The sequence below is a fragment of the Microbacterium sp. UBA3394 genome, from assembly GCF_002358725.1.
GTDB classification, from domain to species: domain Bacteria; phylum Actinomycetota; class Actinomycetes; order Actinomycetales; family Microbacteriaceae; genus Microbacterium; species Microbacterium luteum.
On the sequence record NZ_DEPK01000023.1, the window covers coordinates 2,931 to 22,135 of the forward strand.

The following is a 19,205-nucleotide window of genomic DNA, read 5'->3' on the forward strand; positions in this document are numbered from 1 at the left end:
TTCAGACCAGGACCGCGCCGAGGTCGTAGGCGCTGATCGTGTCGAGCTGGTCGTAGGTGCACGACGCGGGCTCGCGGTCGGGGCGCCACCGTGCGAACTGCACCGTGTGGCGGAAGCGGCGACCCTCGAGCTGGTCGTAGCGCACCTCGAGCACCCGCTCCGGGCGCAGGCGCACGAAGCCGGCATCACGTCCACCCGAGAAGCGTGACTTCTCCGTCTCGCCCGTCACGGCGGCTCCGTCGTCGTCGCGCGCCACGAGCGGCTCGAGCTCGTCGATCAGCTCGAGGCGTCGCTGGTTGCTGAACGCGGCCACACCGCCGACGTTCCACAGCTCCCCGGCATCGTCGTACAGGCCCACCAGCAGCGAGCCGACACCCCGGCCGGATTTGTGGATGCGGTAGCCGAAGGTCACCACATCGGCCGTGCGCGCGTGCTTGATCTTGAACATCGTGCGCTTGTTCGGCGCGTAGGGCTGGGCCAGGGGCTTCGCGACGACCCCGTCGAGGCCGGCTCCCTCGAACTCCGCGAGCCAGCGCTCGGCGACGGCTGCGTCGGCGGTGGTGCGGGTCACATGCAGGGGATGGGGAACGCCGCCGAGCAGATCGACGAGTTCGGCGCGCCGCGTCGAGAAGGGCTCGCCCTGCAGGTCGCGGTCGCCGCGAGCCAGCAGGTCGAAGGCGATCAGCATGGCCGGTGTCTGCTCCGAGAGCATCGTCACGCGCGAAGCAGCCGGGTGGATGCGCTGGCTCAGCGACTCCCAGTCGAGCCGCTGCGCGCCGGGCTCTCCGCGCGGCACGACGATCTCGCCGTCGATGAGGCACGGCTCGGGCAGGATGCGCGCGAAGGCCTCGACCAGCTCGGGGAAGTAGCGGGTGAGCGGCTTCGCACCGCGGCTGCCGATCTCGACGCTCTCGCCGTCGAAGGACACCAGTGCGCGGAAACCGTCCCACTTCGGTTCGAAGCTCAACCCGCCCGGCGTCTTCGCCGGATCGGGCACCGCCGGCACCGACTTCGCCAGCATCGGCTGCGGAATGTCGTAGGTCATGGGCTCAGGCCTCGACCGGATCCTTCGGTCGCGCCCAGCGGGCGGGGCGGTGCGGACCGTCCCACACCTGGATGACGCCCCAGACGGCCGCGGCGATGGGGACCGCGAGCACGGCACCGACGATTCCGCCGAGCACCGTGCCGACGGTCAGGGCGACCAGGATGACGAAGGCGTGCAGCTTCATCGACCGTCCCATGAGGAACGGCTGCAGGAAGTTGCCCTCGAGCTGGTTGACGAGCACGACGACGCCGACGACGAAGAGGGCGTTGACCCAGCCGTTGGCCACGAGTGCGACGAGCGCGGCGAGGGTTCCGGCAAGGGTCGCACCGACGATGGGGATGAAGGCGAGCAGGAAGACGAGCACGGCGAGCGGGATCGCCAACGGCACCTGCAGGATCAGCAGACCGATCAGGATGCCGATGGCGTCGACGAGGGCGACCGTCGCGGTGCCCCGCACGTACGACCCGAGCACCGACACCGTCTTGTCGCCGATGCGACGGGCGCGCACGTAGTCGTCGCCGCGGAACGGACGCAGGAGGAACTCCCACATCTGGGGTCCGTCCTTGAGGAAGAAGAACAGGATGACGACCAGCAGCACGAACCCGGTGACGAAGTTCGCCACCGCGCTGACGCCCGCGAGTGCTCCCGAGCCGAACTGCGCGCTCGTGACGAAATCGGTGGCCGTGGCGATCCACGAGTCGATGTCGTCCTGCGTGGGAGCGAACGGCAGCCCCTGCACCCACTCGATGACCGAGGTGATGCCGCTCTGCGCCGAGGCGTAGAGCTCATCCCACTGGTCGCGCACCGCCCACACGATCAGCCAGCCGACACCCGAGAGGATGAGCACGATCGCCAGCAGCGCGAGCAGGGTGGCGACCACGGAGGGCACCCCGCGGGCGCGGAGCCACCCCATCACCGGCGAGAACGCGCACGCGATGATGAGCGCGAGCATCAGCGGGATGACGACGACCGTGAGCTGCCGCATGCCCCAGATCACGGCGGCGACGACGATCACGACGACGATGATCTGGATGGCGCGGGTGGCCAGCATCCCGAATCCGTCGGTCCAGAGCCGCCAGGGAGCGCGCTTGGTCTGCTCCTCGGCGAGGGACGGATCGAGCTGAACGTGCTGTGGTTCGCGGCGGAAGAGGCCCATGGGGTCGAGGCTAGCGAGACGAGCCCTTCCGAACTGCCCCCTTGCGCACCGATGCCCGGCTCGGCAAGGGCCTCAGGCGGGGTGCTCAGGCGAAAGCGCTCAGACCCGTGATGTCCCGACCGATGAGCAGCGCCTGCACGCTCTCGGTGCCCTCGTAGGTGTGGATGGCCTCGATGTCGGCGAGATGCTGCATGACGCCGTACTCGAGCAGGATGCCGTTGCCGCCCAGGAGGTCGCGCGCCGTGGACGCGATCCGTCGTGCGGCGCGCGTGTTGTGATACTTCGCGAGGGAGGCCTGCGTCGGGCGGAGACCGCCGGAGGTCTCGAGGTCGGCGAGATGGCGGCAGTACAGCTGCATCGCCGTCAGCTCCTCGAGCATCTGCGCCAGGCGCTCCTGCACCATCTGGAAGGTCGCGAGCGGCTTGCCGAACTGCATGCGCTGCTGGGAATACGACAGGGCTGCCTCATAGCAGGCGGTGGCGTGGCCGAGCGCCGACCAGGCGACGCCCGATCGCGTGGAGTACAGCACGACCGATGCGTCCTTGAACGAGCGCGAGCCCGGCAGCACCGCATCCCGCGGCACGCGCACGTCGTCGAGGGCGATGTGCGCCTGGTGGATGCCGCGCAGCGACACCTTGCCGGTGATGACGGTGCCGGTGTAACCCGGGGTGTCCTGCTCGACCAGGAAGCAGCGGACCGTGCCGTGGTCGGCGGCGCCCTCGTCGTCGACGCGGGCCCACACGAAGGTGATGCCGCCCGACGCGCCGTTTCCGATCCACTTCTTCGCTCCCCGCAGCACCCAGCCGTCGCCGTCACGGCGGGCGGCGGTCTCGAGCGAGACGGAGTCGGAGCCGTGGTCGGGTTCGGTCAGCGCGAACGCCCCGAGCACCTCTCCTCGGGCGAGGGGCTGCAGCCATCGGGCCTGCTGCTCGGGGCTGCCGAAGAGGGCGAGGGTGCGCAGGGCCAGCCCGCCCTGCACGGCCAGCACGGTGCCGAGTGAGCCGTCGCCGCGCGAGACCTCCATGTTGACCAGCCCGGCACCCAGGGGTGACAGGTGCGTCAGGTCGGGATGGTCGATCCCGTCGGTGAAGAGGTCGAGCTCGCCCATCCGGCCCGCGACCTCGACGGGGTAGGAGGCGGTGTCCCACGCGTCGCGCATGAGGGGCGCGACCTCGTCGACGAGCTCCTTCGCGCGGTTCCAGGCGGCGCGGTCGGCGTCGTCGATGTCGGTGAAGACGGCGTAGTAGTCGGTGTCGAGCCGCGCGCCGAGGTCATACCGCGTCGTGCGTTCGCCCGGAAGGGAGGTGTCGTTCATGAGAATCCTTTCGCCCCATCGGAGTCTAGCGAAACCGAGTGTCATCGGAGGCGGCACTGAGTCTCAAGATAGGGTCACGGACCCAGCTTGCCGCGCAGCCGACGGGTCACCTCCGCGGCGGGCATCCGCCGCGGGAACACCGCCACGACCACGTCGCCGGTCTCATCCGGGTCTTCGTCGGTGAGCACACCGTACCGGCGCCGGACCCCGTCGAGGGCGCGGACGAGCGTGGTCGCCGGCACGCGCTTCGGGCCGCGCAGCAGGCGGCGGAGCACGTGGTTGTGCACCGCGGTGACGGCGGCGGCGAAGCCCACCGCGTCGACCGGGTCGAGGCCCGGAAGCGCGCGTCGCAGGTACTCGTCGAAGAGGCGCTCGTAGCGGAAAACCGTGACGATCTCGCGATCGCGCAGCGCCGGCACGCCCCGCACGACGGCGTATCGGCGGCGGGCGAGGTCGGGGTCGGCGGCGAAGTGCCGGTACACCTCGAGCGAAGCCTCGCATACGGCCGCCCACGGATCGTCGTGACCCTTGTCGAGCCGGGCGCGGGCACGGTCGAGGAGGAGTTCGTGGTCGGCGAAGACGACGTCGTCCTTGCCCCCGAACTGACGGAAGAACGTGGAGCGCGACACCCCGGCCGCCCGGGCGATCTGCTCCACCGATGTGGCCTCGAACCCCTGCTCGGCGAACAGGTCCAAGGCGGCGGCGATCACCGCCGTGCGGGTGTCGGTCATCGGTCGTCCTCGGGTGCCGGCATGCCCCGGAGCATACCCCGCCATCTCCGTGAGGATTTCCCGACGTTCGACCCAGCGCGGCGAATATTCCGCCAAGGGCACCTCAAGTCTTCGCATCATCGCGGAACCTTCCCGGCGCCCGCGCTTAGCGTGGCCGACGGCGCGCGACGGGGATGTGTTCCGCCGCGCCGAGGGGAGAACACGCATGGGGAGAATCGACCGGCAGCCGTCGTCGCGGCGGGCGCAGTGGGGGTCCGAGCGCACCCGCACACCGCTGGACACGGTGCATCGCACGCCGAGCGAGATGAAGATCATCTGGGGGCGTGTGGCGATCATCGTCACGATCGCGGCCTGGGTCGGATATCTCGTCTTCACGGTCGTGCCCCGCATCCTCTCCGGCGAGGGGGTCCTCGCGACGCTCGAGGCGATCCTCTACGGTCTCGTCGTCACGTTCCTCAGCTTCTCCGCGCTGATGTACCTCGTGGCACGCTCGGGCGCGTTCGGCCGGTTCCGCGACCACGCGCGTATTCCCCGGGGAGAACTCGATCGTCACTTCGCCCATCGCGCGGGCTCGGGGATGACCGTTCTGGTGCCGTCCTACGCCGAGGAGACCAGCGTCATCCGCAAGACGATGTGGTCGGCGGCGCTGCAGGAGTATCCCGATCTGCGGGTCGTGCTGCTGCTGGATGATCCGCCGACGCCCGCGGACCCGGCCGTCCGCGCACGGCTCGAGGAGACCCGGGGGATCGCGGCCGAGATCGCGACGGCGCTGGAGATGCCGCGAGCGCGCTTCGCCGAGAATCTGTTCGCCCTCGAACACCGGTGGATCCTCGGGCCCGATCCCGTCGTCGACGCCGAAGCGCTCGAGCACCTCGTGGCCGACTACGACCTCGCCTCCCAGTGGCTCCGCGACATGGCCGGCACCTGGCCGCACGAAGACCACGTCGACACCTTCTTCATCGATCAGGTGCTCCGCGAACTCGCCTCCGACCTGGACCTCACCGCGCAGGCGCTCGCGCTCGCGGCGGCCGACGGCGACACGCCCACCGTGGCGCACGTGCGCGACATGCGACGCCGCCTTGTGCGGATCTTCACCGCCGAGCTGACGACCTTCGAGCGCAAGCAGTACGCGTCTTTGTCGCACGAGCCGAACAAGGCGATGAACCTCAACTCCTACATCGGCCTGATGGGAGGTCGGTATCGCGAGGAGCACGGCCCCGGCGGAACGCTCCTGCGCCCGGTCGCCGGCTCCACCTCGGCCGACCTCATCGTGCCGAACGCCGACTACCTCCTCACGCTCGACGCCGACTCGCTGCTGCTGCGGGACTACTGCATCCGTCTGGTCTACTTCCTCGAGCAGCCGGGCAACGAGCGGGTCGCGGTCACGCAGACGCCGTACTCGTCCTTCCGAGGCGCTCCCACGCGCATCGAACGGCTCGCGGGCGCCTCGACCGACATCCAGCACATCCTGCACCAGGGCATGACCGCGCACGGCGCGACGTTCTGGGTGGGGGCCAACGCCGTCATCCGCATGGAGGCGCTGGACGACATCCTCGAGATCGACACCGTCGACGGATTCGAGGTCAGGCGATACGTGCAGGACCGCACCGTGATCGAAGACACCGAGTCGAGTATCGACATCGCCGACCGCGGCTGGACGCTGGCGAACTACCCCGAGCGGCTGAGCTACAGCGCCACGCCGCCGGACTTCGGATCGCTGGTCGTGCAGCGCCGGCGGTGGGCGAACGGCGGGCTCCTGATCCTGCCGAAGTTCTGGCGATTCGCCCGTTCCCGCCACCGCTCCGGGCGATCGGTCTCCCTCGCCGAGTGGATGCTGCGCACCAACTACATGGCCTCGCTCGCGTGGGCGAGCTTCGGGCTCATCCTCATGCTCACCCTTCCCTTCGACAGCCGTCTGCTGAGCCCGCTGGTGGTCTTCGCGGCGCTGCCGTACTTCCTGGCACAGGCGAGCGATCTGAAGTACTGCGGATACCGCCGCATCGACATCTTCCGCATCTACGGCTTCAACCTGATCCTGCTGCCGGTGAACCTCGCCGGCGTGCTGAAGTCGATCGAGCAGGCGCTGACCGGCCGCAAGATCCCCTTCGCCCGCACACCCAAGGTGAAGGACCGCACCGCCACGCAGCTGCTCTACGTCGCAGCGCCGTGGGCGATCATCGCCTTCTCGGTGTACACCACGTGGTGGAACGCGCAGTCGGAGAACTGGGGCACGGCGGCGTTCGCGGCGTTCAACGCCGTGACGGCGCTGTGGGCGACGCTGGAGAACATCGGCCTGCGCGCGTCGGTGGCCGACACCTGGCTCGGGCTCACCGACTGGATGTGGGTCGACGCGCGTCCGAAGGCATCGGCCGCGGCGTCGGAGGCCGCCGAGGTCGACTGGCGGGAGGTGCTGTACCGGGGCTACCCGGCTTCGGGCGAATCGCATCGCGCGGTGGCGTCGGTGCGGGACGCGCTGCCGGCCGCACCGCCGCCGGCGGACGCGGAGCCGGCGACCTCGGATGAGCAGACGCCCGAGGTCGTGCGATGAGCCCGCTGCGCGGTCGGGCGTCCGGGCCCCACGCCGGAAAGCGGCTGTCGCTGTGGCGCCTGCTGCTCGGCGTCGGCGCCGTGTCGGTCGTCGCCGTGGGCGGCGTGTTCGGCGTGCGCTGGGTCGCGGCGCAGGCCGTGGTGCAGTCGTTCGACGACCCGTGGTTCGCGGCCTATGTCGATGTGACCCTCACGCCCACCTACAACTTCGGGGACCCCGCCGACGAGAGCGAGGCGAGCGTCGTGCTGGCGTTCCTGACCGCCCCCACCGGCGGCCAAGCCTGCGAACCGAGCTGGGGAGGTGCCTACTCGCTGAGCGAGGCGGCGCGCGACCTCGACCTCGACCGCCGGATCGCCCGGCTCCGCGACGCCGGCGGCGACGTGGTCCTCTCCTTCGGCGGTGCCGCGGGGGTGGAACTGGCGACGGCGTGCGACACCGCTGATCAGACCCGCGCCGCGTACGCGGCCGCGATCGACCGCTACGACGTGGAGGTCATCGACCTCGACATCGAGAACGACGACCTCGCCGATGCCGCTGCCGCGCAGCGGCGCGCCGAGGCGGTCGCGCAGCTGCAGGAGACGCGAGACCTGCAGGTATGGCTGACGCTTCCCGTGTCGCCCACCGGCCTCACGGCGGACGGCATCGACCAGGTGCGTCAGTTCCTGGCCGCCGGCGTCGACCTGGCGGGGGTGAACGCCATGACCATGGACTACGGCGTCGACCTCGACGGCCGGTCCATGGCCGCCGTCAACGACTCCGCACTCGAGGGACTTCACGCGCAGCTGGATGCGCTCTACGCGGAGGCCGACGACGCCCAGGCCGATGCGGTGCTGTGGGCAAAGATCGGCACGACGCCGATGATCGGGCAGAACGACATCCCCGCTGAGGTATTCACCCTCGCCGACGCCGAAGCGGTGAACGCGTCGGCCCATGCGCAGGGACTCGGCCGGGTCTCGATGTGGTCGCTCAACCGCGATCGATCGTGCAGCGACAACTACGCCGTGACCTCCGTGGTCTCCAATCTGTGCAGCGGCGTCGATCAGGGCGATCTCACCTTCGCCGGTGTGCTCGACGCCGGCTTCTCGGCGCCGGCCGCACGAGCGACCACGACCGCGAGCCCGTCGCCGACGGCTTCGCCGGAGCCGACGACACCGGTCGACGATCCCGCGACCAGCCCCTATCCGATCTGGGGCGAGAACACCCGCTATCTCGCCGGGACGAAGACGGTGTGGCACGGGAACGTCTACGAGGCGAAGTGGTGGACGCAGGGCGACCAGCCGGACGACCCGCTGACGGTCGCCGCGGACAGCCCGTGGACCCTCATCGGGCCGGTGCTGCCCGGAGAGAAGCCCTACGAGATCCCGACGGTCCCGGAGGGCACCTACGACGAGTGGGACGGCGCCGCCGACTACGAGGCCGGCGATCGGGTCGAGTTCGAAGGGCTGCCGTTCGAGGCGAAGTGGTGGACCAGTGGTGACAGCCCCGCCGCGATCGGCGACGACCCGGACGGCTCGCCGTGGCGCGCGCTCACCGCAGCGGAGGTGGCCGAGGTCGCAGCCGGCGCCGACGACTGAGGACCCGGCCGATCCGGCCGGGTCGCCGGGGCGCTGTCAACCCGGTTGTCGCAGGCAGTCACGCAGCGTTGCATGAGGGCATGACGTCGTTGTGGACCCGCACCGCAGACCCTGTCCAGTCGCAGCCGTGGGACGGCCGGCGCCCCGACGTCGTGATCGTCGGCGCGGGGATCACCGGTCTGTCGACGGCGCTGCTGCTGGCGCGGGCCGGTCGCGACGTGGCGGTGGTCGACGCCGGCGAGGTGGCACATCTGGCCTCGGGATCGAACACCGGAAAGCTGTCCCTCCTGCAGGGGTCCGTCCTGTCGACGCTCCGGGCGCATCATCCCGCATCGCTCGTGCGCGCATACGTCGACGCGAACCGCGACGGCGCACAGTGGCTCACGGCGTTCGCGACAGAGGCCGGCGTCCCGTTCACACGCCGCACCGCGTACTCCTACGCGCAGTCCGCCGCGGGTGGGAAAACGGTGGCGGCCGAGATGGAGGCCGCGCGAGAGGCCGGGCTGCCGGTGCATCGTATGCCGCCCGATCCGACGCTGCCCTTTCCGGTCGTCGATGCCGTCGCGCTCGACGATCAGGTCGCGATCGACCCCTACGCGGTCACGGCCGCCCTCGCCCGGGCGGCGGTCGAAGCCGGCGCGACGCTCCACACCGGCATCCGCGTCACCGGGCTGCGCGTGGTGCCGCATCCCGTGCTCGAGACGAGCGCGGGTTTCATCTCGGCGCGCGACGTCGTGCTGGCCACCGGGGCGCCTCTGACAGATCGCGGCCTCTACTTCGCGAAGACCCGTGGCCTGCGTTCCTACGCCGTCGCGTTCGACGTCGACGGCGAGGTGCCCGACGGGCTCTACCTGTCGGTGGATGCGCCCACACGCTCCCTCCGGTCGGTCACGTCGTCCGACGGCCCCGACGGCGGAGCACGCCTCGTGGTCGGGGGAAACGGGCACCCGGTGGGGCGCTCGTCGTCGCCGCGCGCGTGCGTGACGGATCTCATCGCATGGACGCGCGAGCACATCCCCGGGGCGGAACCCGTCGCGTCGTGGTCGGCGCAGGACTACGAGTCGCACGACCTCATCCCGTTCGTCGGCGTCATGCCGCGCACGCTCGGCCGGGTTCGTTTCGCGACCGGATTCGGCAAGTGGGGACTGTCCAACGGCCCCGCCGCGGCGCTGCGCATCGCCGCCGAGGTCACCCGCACGCCCCGACGGGAGCGGCCCGCGTGGATGAACCTCATCTCCCGCCGGTTCACCGTGCCCGCCGATCTCGGCCGGGGCGGGATCGAGAACCTGCGGGTGGGCTGGGAGGCGGCATCCGGATGGGTGGGCGCCCAGCGCCGCGCGGTGCCCGTCGCACGCCCCGCCGAGGGCGACGGCGTCGTCGTCAATCGCGCGGGTCACCCCGTCGGCGTCTCGACCGTGCAGGGCGTCACCCGCGCCGTGAACGCCGTCTGCCCCCACCTGGGCGGAGTGCTCGCGTGGAACGACGCCGAGGGCTCGTGGGACTGTCCGCTCCACGCATCCCGATTCACCGCCGCCGGTCTGCGCATCGAGGGACCGGCCGTCTGCGACCTGCAGCGGCTGCCCCGTGTGCCGGGAGAGGTCGCCGCAGGATAGTAGGCTGGGGGACCGGTCGATATCTCGACGTCAAGCGAATCCTCGGCGCCGAGAAGGTTCACCACATCACCCACCCATCGCAACAGCGAAGGAACGCACTGTGGATCTGTACGAGTACCAGGCACGCGATCTGTTCGAGAAGTACGAGGTGCCGGTGCTCCCGGGCATCGTCGCCGACACGCCGGAGGAGGTGCGCGCGGCGGCCGAGAAGCTCGGCGGTGTCGTGGTCGTCAAGGCCCAGGTCAAGACCGGAGGCCGCGGCAAGGCCGGCGGTGTGAAGGTCGCCAAGACCCCCGACGAGGCCTACGAGGCCGCGCAGGCCATCCTCGGCCTCGACATCAAGGGGCACGTGGTCCAGCGCGTCATGGTCGCCGCCGGTGCCCGCATCGCCGAGGAGTACTACTTCTCTGTGCTGCTCGACCGCTCCAACCGCTCCTACCTGAGCCTGTGCTCGGTCGAGGGCGGCATGGAGATCGAGCAGCTCGCCGTCGAGAAGCCCGAAGCCCTCGCCCGTGTCGAGGTCGACCCGCTGGGAGGCATCGACAAGGCCAAGGCCGTCGAGATCGCGAAAGCCGCCAACTTCCCCGACGACCTCGTCGAGGCCGTCTCCGACGTGTTCGTGAAGCTGTACGACGTCTACACCGGCGAGGGCGCGACCCTCGTCGAGGTCAACCCGCTGGTGCGCACCGAGGAGGGCGAGATCATCGCCCTGGACGGCAAGGTCTCGCTCGACGAGAACGCCAGCGAGGTGCGTCACCCCGAGCACGAGGAGCTCGAGGACAAGGGCGCGGCCGACCCGCTCGAGGCCAAGGCCAAGGAGTCCGGCCTCAACTACGTCAAGCTCGACGGCGAGGTCGGCATCATCGGCAACGGCGCGGGCCTGGTCATGTCGACCCTCGACGTCGTCGCCTACGCCGGCGAGGGCCACGGCGGCGTGAAGCCGGCGAACTTCCTCGACATCGGCGGCGGCGCCTCCGCCACCGTCATGGCCGCAGGACTGGATGTCATCCTCGGCGACGAGCAGGTCAAGAGCGTCTTCGTCAACGTGTTCGGCGGCATCACGTCGTGCGTCGCCGTGGCCGAGGGCATCGTCAAGGCCCTCGAGATCCTGGGCGACGCCGCGACCAAGCCGCTGGTCGTGCGCCTCGACGGGAACCAGGTCGAGGAAGGCCGCGCCATCCTCGCCGCCGCGAACAACCCCCTCGTCACGCTCGCCGCGGGCATGGACGAGGGCGCCGACAAGGCCGCCGAGCTGGCCGCCGCCTGAACCGCATCCGGATAAGGACCAGAAAATGTCGATCTACCTCAACCAGGATTCCAAGGTCATCGTCCAGGGCATCACCGGCGGCGAAGGCACCAAGCACACCGCGCTGATGCTGAAGGCCGGCACGAACGTCGTCGGCGGCGTCAACGCCCGCAAGGCCGGGACGACCGTCTCCCACACCGACAAGGACGGCAACGCCGTCGAGCTCCCCGTCTTCGGCTCGGTCGCCGAAGCGATGGAGAAGACCGGCGCCGACGTGTCGATCGCCTTCGTGCCGCCCGCGTTCACGAAGGACGCCATGATCGAGGCCATCGACGCCGAGATCGGACTGCTCGTCGTCATCACCGAGGGCGTGCCGGTCGGCGACACCGCCGAGGCGTGGGCCTACGCCAAGAGCAAGCGCAACACCACTCGCATCATCGGGCCGAACTGCCCGGGCATCATCACCCCCGGTGAGTCGCTCGTCGGCATCACCCCGGCCAACATCACCGGCAAGGGTCCGATCGGGCTCGTGTCGAAGTCGGGCACGCTGACCTACCAGATGATGTTCGAGCTGCGCGACCTGGGCTTCTCGACCGCCATCGGCATCGGCGGCGACCCCGTCATCGGCACGACGCACATCGACGCGCTCGAGGCGTTCGAGGCCGACCCCGAGACCAAGGCGATCGTCATGATCGGCGAGATCGGGGGCGACGCCGAGGAGCGCGCAGCCGACTTCATCAAGGCGAACGTCACCAAGCCGGTCGTCGGATACGTCGCGGGCTTCACCGCGCCGGAGGGCAAGACCATGGGTCACGCCGGCGCGATCGTCTCGGGCTCGGCCGGTACCGCCCAGGCGAAGAAGGAGGCCCTCGAGGCCGCCGGCGTCAAGGTCGGCAAGACCCCGTCCGAGACCGCCGCCCTCATGCGCGAGATCATCGAGGGTCTGTGATCTGATCCCGGCGCCGAGCCACCCCTCTGCACGTGAGCCGTCCCTTTCGGGGCGGTGTGCAGAGGGGTGGTTCGCGTCGAAGGGGGTGGTTCGGTGTCGGAGGTCGGATGAGCCCGAGCGCGGCGTAGGCTGGCGGCATGCCGTTGAGTGGTGAGTACATCCCGTCCACGTCCGAATGGGCACGCAACCAGGCCGAGCAGTTCGAGGCCTCCGGGGGCACCGAGGCGAACACGATGCGCGGGGTGCCGATCATCGTGCTGACGACCGTCGGTTCCACGAGCGGGGGACTGCGCAAGACGGCGCTCATGCGGGTCGAGCACGACGGCCGCTACGCCGTCGTCGCCTCGAAGGGCGGCGCACCCGACGAGCCCCGGTGGGCCGCGAACATGCGCGCTCACGCCCACGTCGAGCTGCAGGACGGCGCGGACAAGCGCGACTACGACGCCCGGGAGCTCTCCGGCGAGGAGCGCGAGCTCTGGTGGAAGCGCGCCGCGGAGGTCTGGCCCGACTACGACGCCTACCAGGCGAAGACCGATCGGCAGATCGCGGTCTTCGTCCTCGAACCCCGCGAGGCGTGAGGCTGATCGAGGCCTCACGGGCGCGATGAGCGACATCGAGACGGTTCGCCTGCCCGCCGGCCGTGTCGAGCTGCACGACGCTCGACGCAGCATCCGGCGCGCGGTCGACCTCGAGCCCTTCGAGATCGCCCGGTTCCCGCTCACCCAGGCGGAACTCGGCGAGCTGCTGGGGGAGACCGCGCAGCACCCCCGACGGCCGGCGACGGACATCTCCTGGCTGCGGGCGGTGCGCGTGTGCAACGCCGCGTCGGAGTGGGAGGGACTCGATCCGGCGTACACGGTCGACGGCGACGAGGTGACGTGGCACGTGGATTCCGACGGGTTCCGGCTGCCGACCGAGGCCGAGTGGGAGTACGCCTGCCGTGCCGGGTCCGCCGGTGCGCATTACGGACCGCTCGCCGAGGTGGCGTGGACGGCCGCCGACGGTCTGTCCGCGCCCCACGACGTGGGCGCGCGGCATCCGAATCTCTTCGGACTGTTCGACACGCTCGGAAACGTCTGGGAATGGTGCTGGGATCTGCTCGATCCCGCTCGCTACGGCGATTACCGGGTGTTCCGCGGCGGTGGCTTCGCCGACGACGCCCACAGCGTCCGCGCCGGAGCGCGACGCGGCGGTGGGCCGCGCATGCACCACGACGACGTCGGGATGCGGCTGGCCCGCGGCGGTTTCGACGCCGTCGACGCCGCGCAGGGATGGTCGGCCCGCGCGGATGCCGAACGCGGCGACCCGGACGGCCCGCTGCCGTCGGGATGGACGCCGCGCCGCTGACCGGCGGAGCCGCTCGGTCTCGATAACCTGTGGGTCATGGGGCCGGCTGGGGATGCCGCGGCGCGGGGGCGCGCACGCGAAGCGCTGATCGTCGTCGCGGGGGTGTCGGCGGTGATCGCCGTCATCGTGGGACTGCTTGCCGTGACGGTGCTGCCGCCGGTGCTGGCGAATCTGTCGGCCGAGGCCGTGGCGGACGACACGACGGTGCCGATCGCCGATGACGGCACGGCCACGGTGCTCGTGCCCGCCGGCTGGGTGGTGCGACGTTCGCCGTTCGACGACACCCTGCGGCTGAGTTCCCCGGATGCGGGTCTCACCGTGTCGCTCGTCGCAGACGACGGCGATGCCGAGGAGGTGTCCGCCGAGGTCGCTGTCGCGTCGGACGCCGTCACCGAGAGGCTCGCGTCCGGGCTCGACGCGCGCCACGCGTTCCACAACGGACGGTTCGTCGCGACGGTCGGCGACGGCGGAACCGCGACAGTGCTCGTGACGGCCGAGGCGTCGCCCGAGGCCGACCTGGACGACTACGTCACGGCTCTCGCGCTGATCCTCGACGGCATCCGCCTCGACGGGGTCCCCGCGTGAGGCGTCTCGCGGCCGGCGGCCTCGTGGCGGTTCTCGCTCTCACCGCGTGCGCCGTCCCGACCGACGTCGATTGGCGCCCGCCGACCTGGCCCGCCCCGCACGTGAGCGTCGTCGAGATGCCCGCGCCGATCGAGGCCGCATCCGTGCCCGGGCTGGTGGGCGAGCGCATCCGCAACGACGACGTGCGGGTCCAGTCGCGATGGATGCGCCTCCCCGGCGTTCCCGCCGTCGAAGAGGTGGCGCTGCCGGCGGTTCGCGCGGCGATCGACGGGCAGGAGGCGGCCACCGGCGACGTCTACAGCCCGCAGGTGTTCGACGCGGACGCCGGACTCGGCGATCGCGACTGCGTCAGGGGATCCACCCTGCTGCCCGCGGCCGACGTGCTCGCCGATCCCGCCCTGGGCCCGGTCGGTGGGTCGGGGGCGGCGGTGGTGTGCGACGTCGTCGTCGCCGCAGGCGCCATGATCGGACAGCGCATCCGCACGGTCACCGGAACTGCCGGCGAGGTCACGGCCGACGCGACGACCCTGCGCTACATCGACGTCGACGACGGCCGCCTCATCGCACCGGCCGCGTTGTGGGCCGACGGCGCCGCGGATCGGCTGTGGGAGGACGTCGTCGACGCGATCCGTCGGGAGGCCGGTTCGCTGTCGCTGGCCCCGGTCACGCCCCCGGATGAGGAGGCGGTGGTGCTCCTGGACGCGGCGCTCGCGACCACCGTGCCCGCCGCCGACGGATCCCTGGTGGTGACGATCCCGGCGGGGTTCCGGGCCCCGGAACTGGAGGCGCTCGGGATCGCCGCGACGACCGAGCCGGTCGCTGTCGCCGTCGCGCCGCCCCGGTCCGCCGAGCTCGTGAGCGCGACCGGTGCCGACCTCGTCTCCGCGGTGGTCGCGGCGGCGCCGTTCACCGCGCCGGCCGGGCCGCCCGAGGGTGCGCGCGAGGTCGACTGCGAGCTGCATCCGTGCGTGTCGCTGACCTACGACGACGGCCCGTCGCAGTGGACGTCGGCGATCCTCGACGCCGCGCGGGAGCACGACGCCGGGCTGACCTTCTTCGCCCTCGGGCAGAAGGCCGCGGGCTGGGCGGAAACGCTCTCGCGGGCGACCGCTGAGGGTCATCTCGTCGAGAACCACACCTGGAACCATCCTGATCTGACGACCCTGGAGCCGGAGGAGGTGCGCGCGCAGATCGGCGACACGACCGTCGCCCTGCGGACCGCCTCCGGGGAGGCCGTGCGCGCCTTCCGTCCGCCGTACGGGGAGTGGAATCGCGAGGTGCTGCAGGAGGCGGGCCTGCCCGCGATCCTGTGGGACGTCGACACCGAGGACTGGAAGCAGATCAGCGACGACGAGCTGCTGCGGCGCGCGGTCACGCAGCCGCGCCCGGGCTCGATCGTGCTGCAGCACGACATCCATGCCAACACCGGCCGCACCGTCGATGCGGTGATGTCGGGTCTGCGCGACCGCGGCTTCGTGCTGGTGACGGTGCAGCAGCTGTTCGGCGGTGCCTTCCCCGGCGGCGGCGCCTGGCAGTCCGCACGCTGAACCCCGCCCGCCACGCGTTTGGCTGACAGCGCGGTGAGAGCGCCGCGGCGTGCACGGAGCGCGCGTTCGGCGTGGGTAGGGTCGATGGCGCATGCATCGCCTCACCGTCGCCCTCCTCGCCGCCGTCGATTCCGCCGTCGCGGCGGCCGTCGGCGTGGCCGCCGTCTTCGCGCCGCTGACCCTGATCTGGGTGATCGGTCTGGCCGCGCCCGATTGGGGGGCGCTGTGGCCGGCGTCGGCGACGATCTGGCAGTTCGGTCACCTCGTGCCCGTCGACGTCGCGCTCACCGACGACTACCTGGTCGCCGCGGGTGTCGACGCCGACGCCTCGACGTTCACGCTGTCGCTCGCCCCGCTCGCCTTCGTCGTCTTCACCGCGCTGGCCGGTGCGCGCTCGGGGATTCGCGCCTCGCGGGCGGAGTCCTGGGCGACCGGGGCGATCACCGGTCTGCTCGTGTTCACCGCCGCGGCGGCGGCCGTCGCCCTGACCGGGGCGAACCCCGTCGCCGCGGTGGACCCCGTCATCGCGATCGCCGCTCCCGCGCTCGTCTACGCGGTGCCGTTGACCGTCGCCGCCGTCGTGACCGAGTGGCGCGAGTCGCCCGAGGGTCTGATCGCCGACCTGCGTGATCGGGCCGAGGGGGATTCGGCCGCGTGGAGCGAGGTCCCGGGGGAGATCGCACGCGGCGTCGCCGTGGTCATCACGGTGCTCGTCGGGGCCGGAGCGCTGATCGTGGCCGTGGCGATCACTCTCCGCATCGGCGAGATCCTGGCGTTGTTCCAATCCGCCCACGTCGACGCGCTCGGCGCGATCGTGCTCACCCTCGGGCAGCTCGCCTACCTCCCGACGCTCATCGTGTGGGGGCTCGCCTTCGTCGCCGGACCCGGTGTGGCACTCGGTGCCGGCGCCGCCGCGGCACCCGGAGGCACGACCGTGGGCGTGCTCCCGGGCATCCCCCTGCTCGGTGCCGTGCCGGATTCGACCAGCACGTGGCTGCTGATGCTCGTGCTCGTGCCGATCGCGGCCGGGGCCTTCGCCGGATGGGTGGCGCGATCGCGCCTGGCCGCCTCGGAGTCCGAGGAGTGGGCGCCGCGCATCGTCACCGCGCTCGGCATCGCCGCCGGCGCCGCGGGGGTCGCCGCTGTGCTCTCCTGGGCGGCATCCGGATCACTGGGGCCCGGCCGGCTGACCGAGGTGGGCCCGGATCCCGGCGCGGTGGCTCTCGCGGTCGGGCTCGAGACTCTCGTCGGGGTGGCGATCCTGCTGCTGTCACCCCGCGGCGCCCTCGCCTGGATGGCGGGGGAGGAGCCCCGCGGGGAACGTGTCGCACCGCCGCTAGACTGACCGGGTGCTCTCGGTCGTCGTCCTCATCTCCGGTGCCGGGTCGAACCTTCGGGCTCTTCTCGACGCGGCGGCAGAGCCGGATTTCCCCGCACGCATCGTCGCCGTCGGCGCCGACCGTGAGGCCGACGGGTTCGCCCACGCCGAGGCCTACGGCATCCCGACCTTCCTCGTGCCCTGGGAGGAATACGCCTCCCGTGAGGAGTGGGGAGCCGAGCTCGGCGCCCACCTGGCGGTGTGGAAGCCCGACCTGGTTGTGCTCAGCGGACTCATGCGACTGCTGCCGGCATCCCTCGTCGACGAGTGGGCGCCGCGCCTGATCAACACCCACCCGGCGCACCTGCCCGAGTTCCCCGGTGCTCACGGCGTGCGCGATGCGCTCGCGGCAGGAGTCGACCGCACCGGCGCGAGCGTCATCGTCGTCGACAGCGGCGTGGACACCGGCCCCATCCTCGCCCAGGAGCGCGTCCCGGTCCTCCCCGGCGACGACGAGCACACCCTCCACGACCGCATCAAGCCGGTCGAGCGACGTCTCCTGATCGACGTGGTGCAGCGCATCGCGTCGGGAGAGCTCGACCTGTCCGCCGCAGCATCCACGACCTGACCACCGAACGAAGGAGTCCCATGGCCGGTCCCAGCCACGACCCGTCCCTGTACCGCGACCGCGACGTCGTCCCGATTCGCCGAGCGCTGATCTCGGTGAGCGACAAGACCGGGCTGCTGGAGCTCGCTCAGGCCCTCGCCGGGGCGGGTGTCGAGATCGTCTCGACCGGTTCGACCGCCGCGACCATCCGCGAGGCCGGGCACGACGTGACGGACGTCGCGGCGGTCACCGGGTTCCCCGAGTCGCTCGACGGGCGCGTGAAGACGCTCCACCCCGGCGTGCACGCGGGCCTGCTGGCGGACCTGCGGCTGGAGCACCACGAGGCGCAGCTGGCCGATCTCGGCATCCGGCCCTTCGACCTCGTCGTGGTCAATCTCTACCCGTTCGTGCAGACGGTCGCCTCCGGTGCCGAAGGCGACGCCGTCGTCGAGCAGATCGACATCGGCGGACCGGCGATGGTGCGCGCATCGGCCAAGAACTACGCGAACGTCGCCATCGTCGTCTCGCCCGAGTCCTACCCCGCCATCGTCGAGGCCGTCGGCTCCGGCGGGACGAGTCTGACGCAGCGCAAGGATCTCGCCGCGCGCGCCTTCGCGCACACCGCCGCCTACGACACCGCCGTCGCGACGTGGTTCGCCGAGGGCACGCTCGTGGAGGAGGAGCTGCCCGAGCACCTCACCATCAAGGCGGAGCGCCTGGAGACGCTCCGCTACGGCGAGAACGCGCACCAGCGCGCCGCGATCTACTCCCGGGTCGGCGGTCACGGCATCGCGCAGGCGACGCAGCTGCAGGGCAAGGGCATGTCCTACAACAACTACATCGACGCGGATGCGGCGCTGCGCGCAGCCTTCGACATGGTCAAGCCCGCCGTGGCGATCATCAAGCACGCGAACCCGTGCGGCATCGCCGTCGCGGCGCCGCAGGCCCTCGACCCGATCGCGAGCGCTCACCTGCGCGCGCACGAGTGCGACCCGGTGTCGGCGTTCGGCGGTGTCATCGCGGCCAACCGCACCGTGACGCTCAAGATGGCGGAGAACCTGCGCGACATCTTCACCGAGGTGATCGTGGCGCCCGACTTCGAGCCGGAGGCGCTGGAGGTCTTCGCGCTGAAGAAGAACCTCCGGGTGCTGCAGCTGCCCGCCGACTGGCGTCAGGAGAGCATGGATGTGCGCCTCGTGTCGGGCGGTCTGCTGCTGCAGGATGCCGACCGGTTCCCCGACGACATCGAGTCGGTGGCGAAGGACTGGGAGCTGGTCTCCGGTGAGCGTCCGAGCGACGAGGAGATGACGAACCTCATCTTCGCGTGGAAGTCGTGCCGTGCGGTGAAGTCGAACGCCATCGTCCTGGCGAAGAACTCCGCGACCGTCGGCATCGGCATGGGGCAGGTGAACCGCGTCGACTCGTGCCGCCTCGCCGTCGAGCGGGCCGGCGACCGTGTCGCCGGGTCGATCGCCGCATCCGACGCGTTCTTCCCCTTCGCCGACGGGCCCCAGGTGCTCATCGACGCGGGCATCACGACCATCATCCAGCCGGGTGGATCCGTGCGCGATCAGGAGGTCGTCGACGCCGCCCGCGACGCCGGGGTGACGATGTTCTTCACCGG

Annotated in this window: 16 protein-coding genes; 12 read left to right on the forward strand and 4 right to left on the reverse strand. The window is 71.1% G+C overall.

Translation table 11 applies throughout. The features are described 5' to 3' along the window. Window position 1: 1 nt before the first annotated feature. From B4E30_RS00955 to B4E30_RS00970, 4 genes are all read right to left on the reverse strand, one after another. Window positions 2-1,045: an ATP-dependent DNA ligase gene (locus tag B4E30_RS00955; protein WP_286793104.1), complete on the reverse strand. Its 1,044-nt coding sequence runs from the start codon at window positions 1,043-1,045 to the stop codon at window positions 2-4. A 4-nt stretch (window positions 1,046-1,049) separates the two neighbouring features. Then, complete coding sequence (locus B4E30_RS00960) at window positions 1,050-2,201, reverse strand: AI-2E family transporter (RefSeq protein ID WP_286793105.1); 1,152 nt, start codon at window positions 2,199-2,201, stop codon at window positions 1,050-1,052. A gap of 85 nt (window positions 2,202-2,286) precedes the next feature. Then, window positions 2,287-3,516, reverse strand: a complete 1,230-nt coding sequence (locus B4E30_RS00965; RefSeq protein ID WP_286793106.1) for an acyl-CoA dehydrogenase family protein — start codon at window positions 3,514-3,516, stop codon at window positions 2,287-2,289. 74 nt (window positions 3,517-3,590) lie between these two features. Beyond that, window positions 3,591-4,247 (reverse strand): TetR/AcrR family transcriptional regulator, encoded by a 657-nt coding sequence (locus B4E30_RS00970; RefSeq protein WP_286793107.1) that lies wholly within the window; start codon window positions 4,245-4,247, stop codon window positions 3,591-3,593. A gap of 205 nt (window positions 4,248-4,452) precedes the next feature. Between B4E30_RS00970 and B4E30_RS00975 the strand changes: the two genes are divergently transcribed. The 12 genes from B4E30_RS00975 to purH form a co-directional block, all read left to right on the forward strand. Beyond that, the gene (locus B4E30_RS00975; protein WP_286793108.1) at window positions 4,453-6,795 is read left to right on the forward strand and encodes a glycosyltransferase family 2 protein; all 2,343 of its coding nucleotides are present in this window, start codon (window positions 4,453-4,455) and stop codon (window positions 6,793-6,795) included. After that, the gene (locus B4E30_RS00980) at window positions 6,792-8,369 is read left to right on the forward strand and encodes a chitinase (RefSeq protein ID WP_286793109.1); all 1,578 of its coding nucleotides are present in this window, start codon (window positions 6,792-6,794) and stop codon (window positions 8,367-8,369) included. The genes B4E30_RS00975 and B4E30_RS00980 overlap by 4 nt, the downstream gene beginning before the upstream one ends. An 80-nt stretch (window positions 8,370-8,449) precedes the next feature. Continuing rightward, a complete protein-coding gene (locus tag B4E30_RS00985) occupies window positions 8,450-9,982 on the forward strand; it encodes an FAD-dependent oxidoreductase (RefSeq protein WP_286718629.1) in 1,533 nt (510 codons plus the stop codon). Window positions 9,983-10,082: 100 nt separating this feature from the next. Then, on the forward strand, window positions 10,083-11,249 hold the full coding sequence (gene sucC / locus B4E30_RS00990; protein WP_194383621.1) for an ADP-forming succinate--CoA ligase subunit beta: 1,167 nt from the start codon (window positions 10,083-10,085) through the stop codon (window positions 11,247-11,249). 25 nt (window positions 11,250-11,274) lie between these two features. Further along, window positions 11,275-12,177, forward strand: coding sequence for a succinate--CoA ligase subunit alpha (sucD, locus tag B4E30_RS00995; RefSeq protein WP_286793110.1), 903 nt, complete (start codon window positions 11,275-11,277; stop codon window positions 12,175-12,177). Between the two features lie 137 nt (window positions 12,178-12,314). Continuing rightward, the gene (locus B4E30_RS01000; protein ID WP_071044608.1) at window positions 12,315-12,755 is read left to right on the forward strand and encodes a nitroreductase family deazaflavin-dependent oxidoreductase; all 441 of its coding nucleotides are present in this window, start codon (window positions 12,315-12,317) and stop codon (window positions 12,753-12,755) included. Between the two features lie 25 nt (window positions 12,756-12,780). Then, window positions 12,781-13,524 (forward strand): formylglycine-generating enzyme family protein, encoded by a 744-nt coding sequence (locus B4E30_RS01005; protein WP_286793111.1) that lies wholly within the window; start codon window positions 12,781-12,783, stop codon window positions 13,522-13,524. A 36-nt stretch (window positions 13,525-13,560) separates the two neighbouring features. Next, complete coding sequence (locus tag B4E30_RS01010) at window positions 13,561-14,109, forward strand: hypothetical protein (protein WP_286793112.1); 549 nt, start codon at window positions 13,561-13,563, stop codon at window positions 14,107-14,109. Continuing rightward, the gene (locus tag B4E30_RS01015; protein WP_286793113.1) at window positions 14,106-15,656 is read left to right on the forward strand and encodes a polysaccharide deacetylase family protein; all 1,551 of its coding nucleotides are present in this window, start codon (window positions 14,106-14,108) and stop codon (window positions 15,654-15,656) included. The genes B4E30_RS01010 and B4E30_RS01015 overlap by 4 nt, the downstream gene beginning before the upstream one ends. Before the next feature lie 91 nt (window positions 15,657-15,747). Continuing rightward, complete coding sequence (locus B4E30_RS01020; RefSeq protein ID WP_286793114.1) at window positions 15,748-17,001, forward strand: DUF6350 family protein; 1,254 nt, start codon at window positions 15,748-15,750, stop codon at window positions 16,999-17,001. 4 nt (window positions 17,002-17,005) lie between these two features. Next, complete coding sequence (purN, locus tag B4E30_RS01025) at window positions 17,006-17,602, forward strand: phosphoribosylglycinamide formyltransferase (RefSeq protein ID WP_071044613.1); 597 nt, start codon at window positions 17,006-17,008, stop codon at window positions 17,600-17,602. 20 nt (window positions 17,603-17,622) lie between these two features. Further along, window positions 17,623-19,205, forward strand: a 1,583-nt coding sequence (purH, locus tag B4E30_RS01030) for a bifunctional phosphoribosylaminoimidazolecarboxamide formyltransferase/IMP cyclohydrolase (RefSeq protein ID WP_286793115.1), incomplete at its 3' end; no start/stop codon positions are given.

Excerpts from the sequence above, each read along its gene's own strand:
- B4E30_RS00970 (WP_286793107.1), bottom strand. The coding sequence starts at position 4,247 with ATGACCGACACCCGCACGGCGGTGATCGCCGCCGCCTTGGACCTGTTC.
- B4E30_RS00965 (WP_286793106.1), bottom strand. The coding sequence starts at position 3,516 with ATGAACGACACCTCCCTTCCGGGCGAACGCACGACGCGGTATGACCTC.
- B4E30_RS00980 (WP_286793109.1), top strand. The coding sequence starts at position 6,792 with ATGAGCCCGCTGCGCGGTCGGGCGTCCGGGCCCCACGCCGGAAAGCGG.
- B4E30_RS01010 (WP_286793112.1), top strand. The coding sequence starts at position 13,561 with ATGGGGCCGGCTGGGGATGCCGCGGCGCGGGGGCGCGCACGCGAAGCG.
- sucD (WP_286793110.1), top strand. The coding sequence starts at position 11,275 with ATGTCGATCTACCTCAACCAGGATTCCAAGGTCATCGTCCAGGGCATC.
- B4E30_RS01005 (WP_286793111.1), top strand. The coding sequence starts at position 12,781 with ATGAGCGACATCGAGACGGTTCGCCTGCCCGCCGGCCGTGTCGAGCTG.
- B4E30_RS01020 (WP_286793114.1), top strand. The coding sequence starts at position 15,748 with ATGCATCGCCTCACCGTCGCCCTCCTCGCCGCCGTCGATTCCGCCGTC.
- B4E30_RS00955 (WP_286793104.1), bottom strand. The coding sequence starts at position 1,045 with ATGACCTACGACATTCCGCAGCCGATGCTGGCGAAGTCGGTGCCGGCG.
- B4E30_RS00960 (WP_286793105.1), bottom strand. The coding sequence starts at position 2,201 with ATGGGCCTCTTCCGCCGCGAACCACAGCACGTTCAGCTCGATCCGTCC.
- B4E30_RS00975 (WP_286793108.1), top strand. The coding sequence starts at position 4,453 with ATGGGGAGAATCGACCGGCAGCCGTCGTCGCGGCGGGCGCAGTGGGGG.
- B4E30_RS00985 (WP_286718629.1), top strand. The coding sequence starts at position 8,450 with ATGACGTCGTTGTGGACCCGCACCGCAGACCCTGTCCAGTCGCAGCCG.
- B4E30_RS01000 (WP_071044608.1), top strand. The coding sequence starts at position 12,315 with ATGCCGTTGAGTGGTGAGTACATCCCGTCCACGTCCGAATGGGCACGC.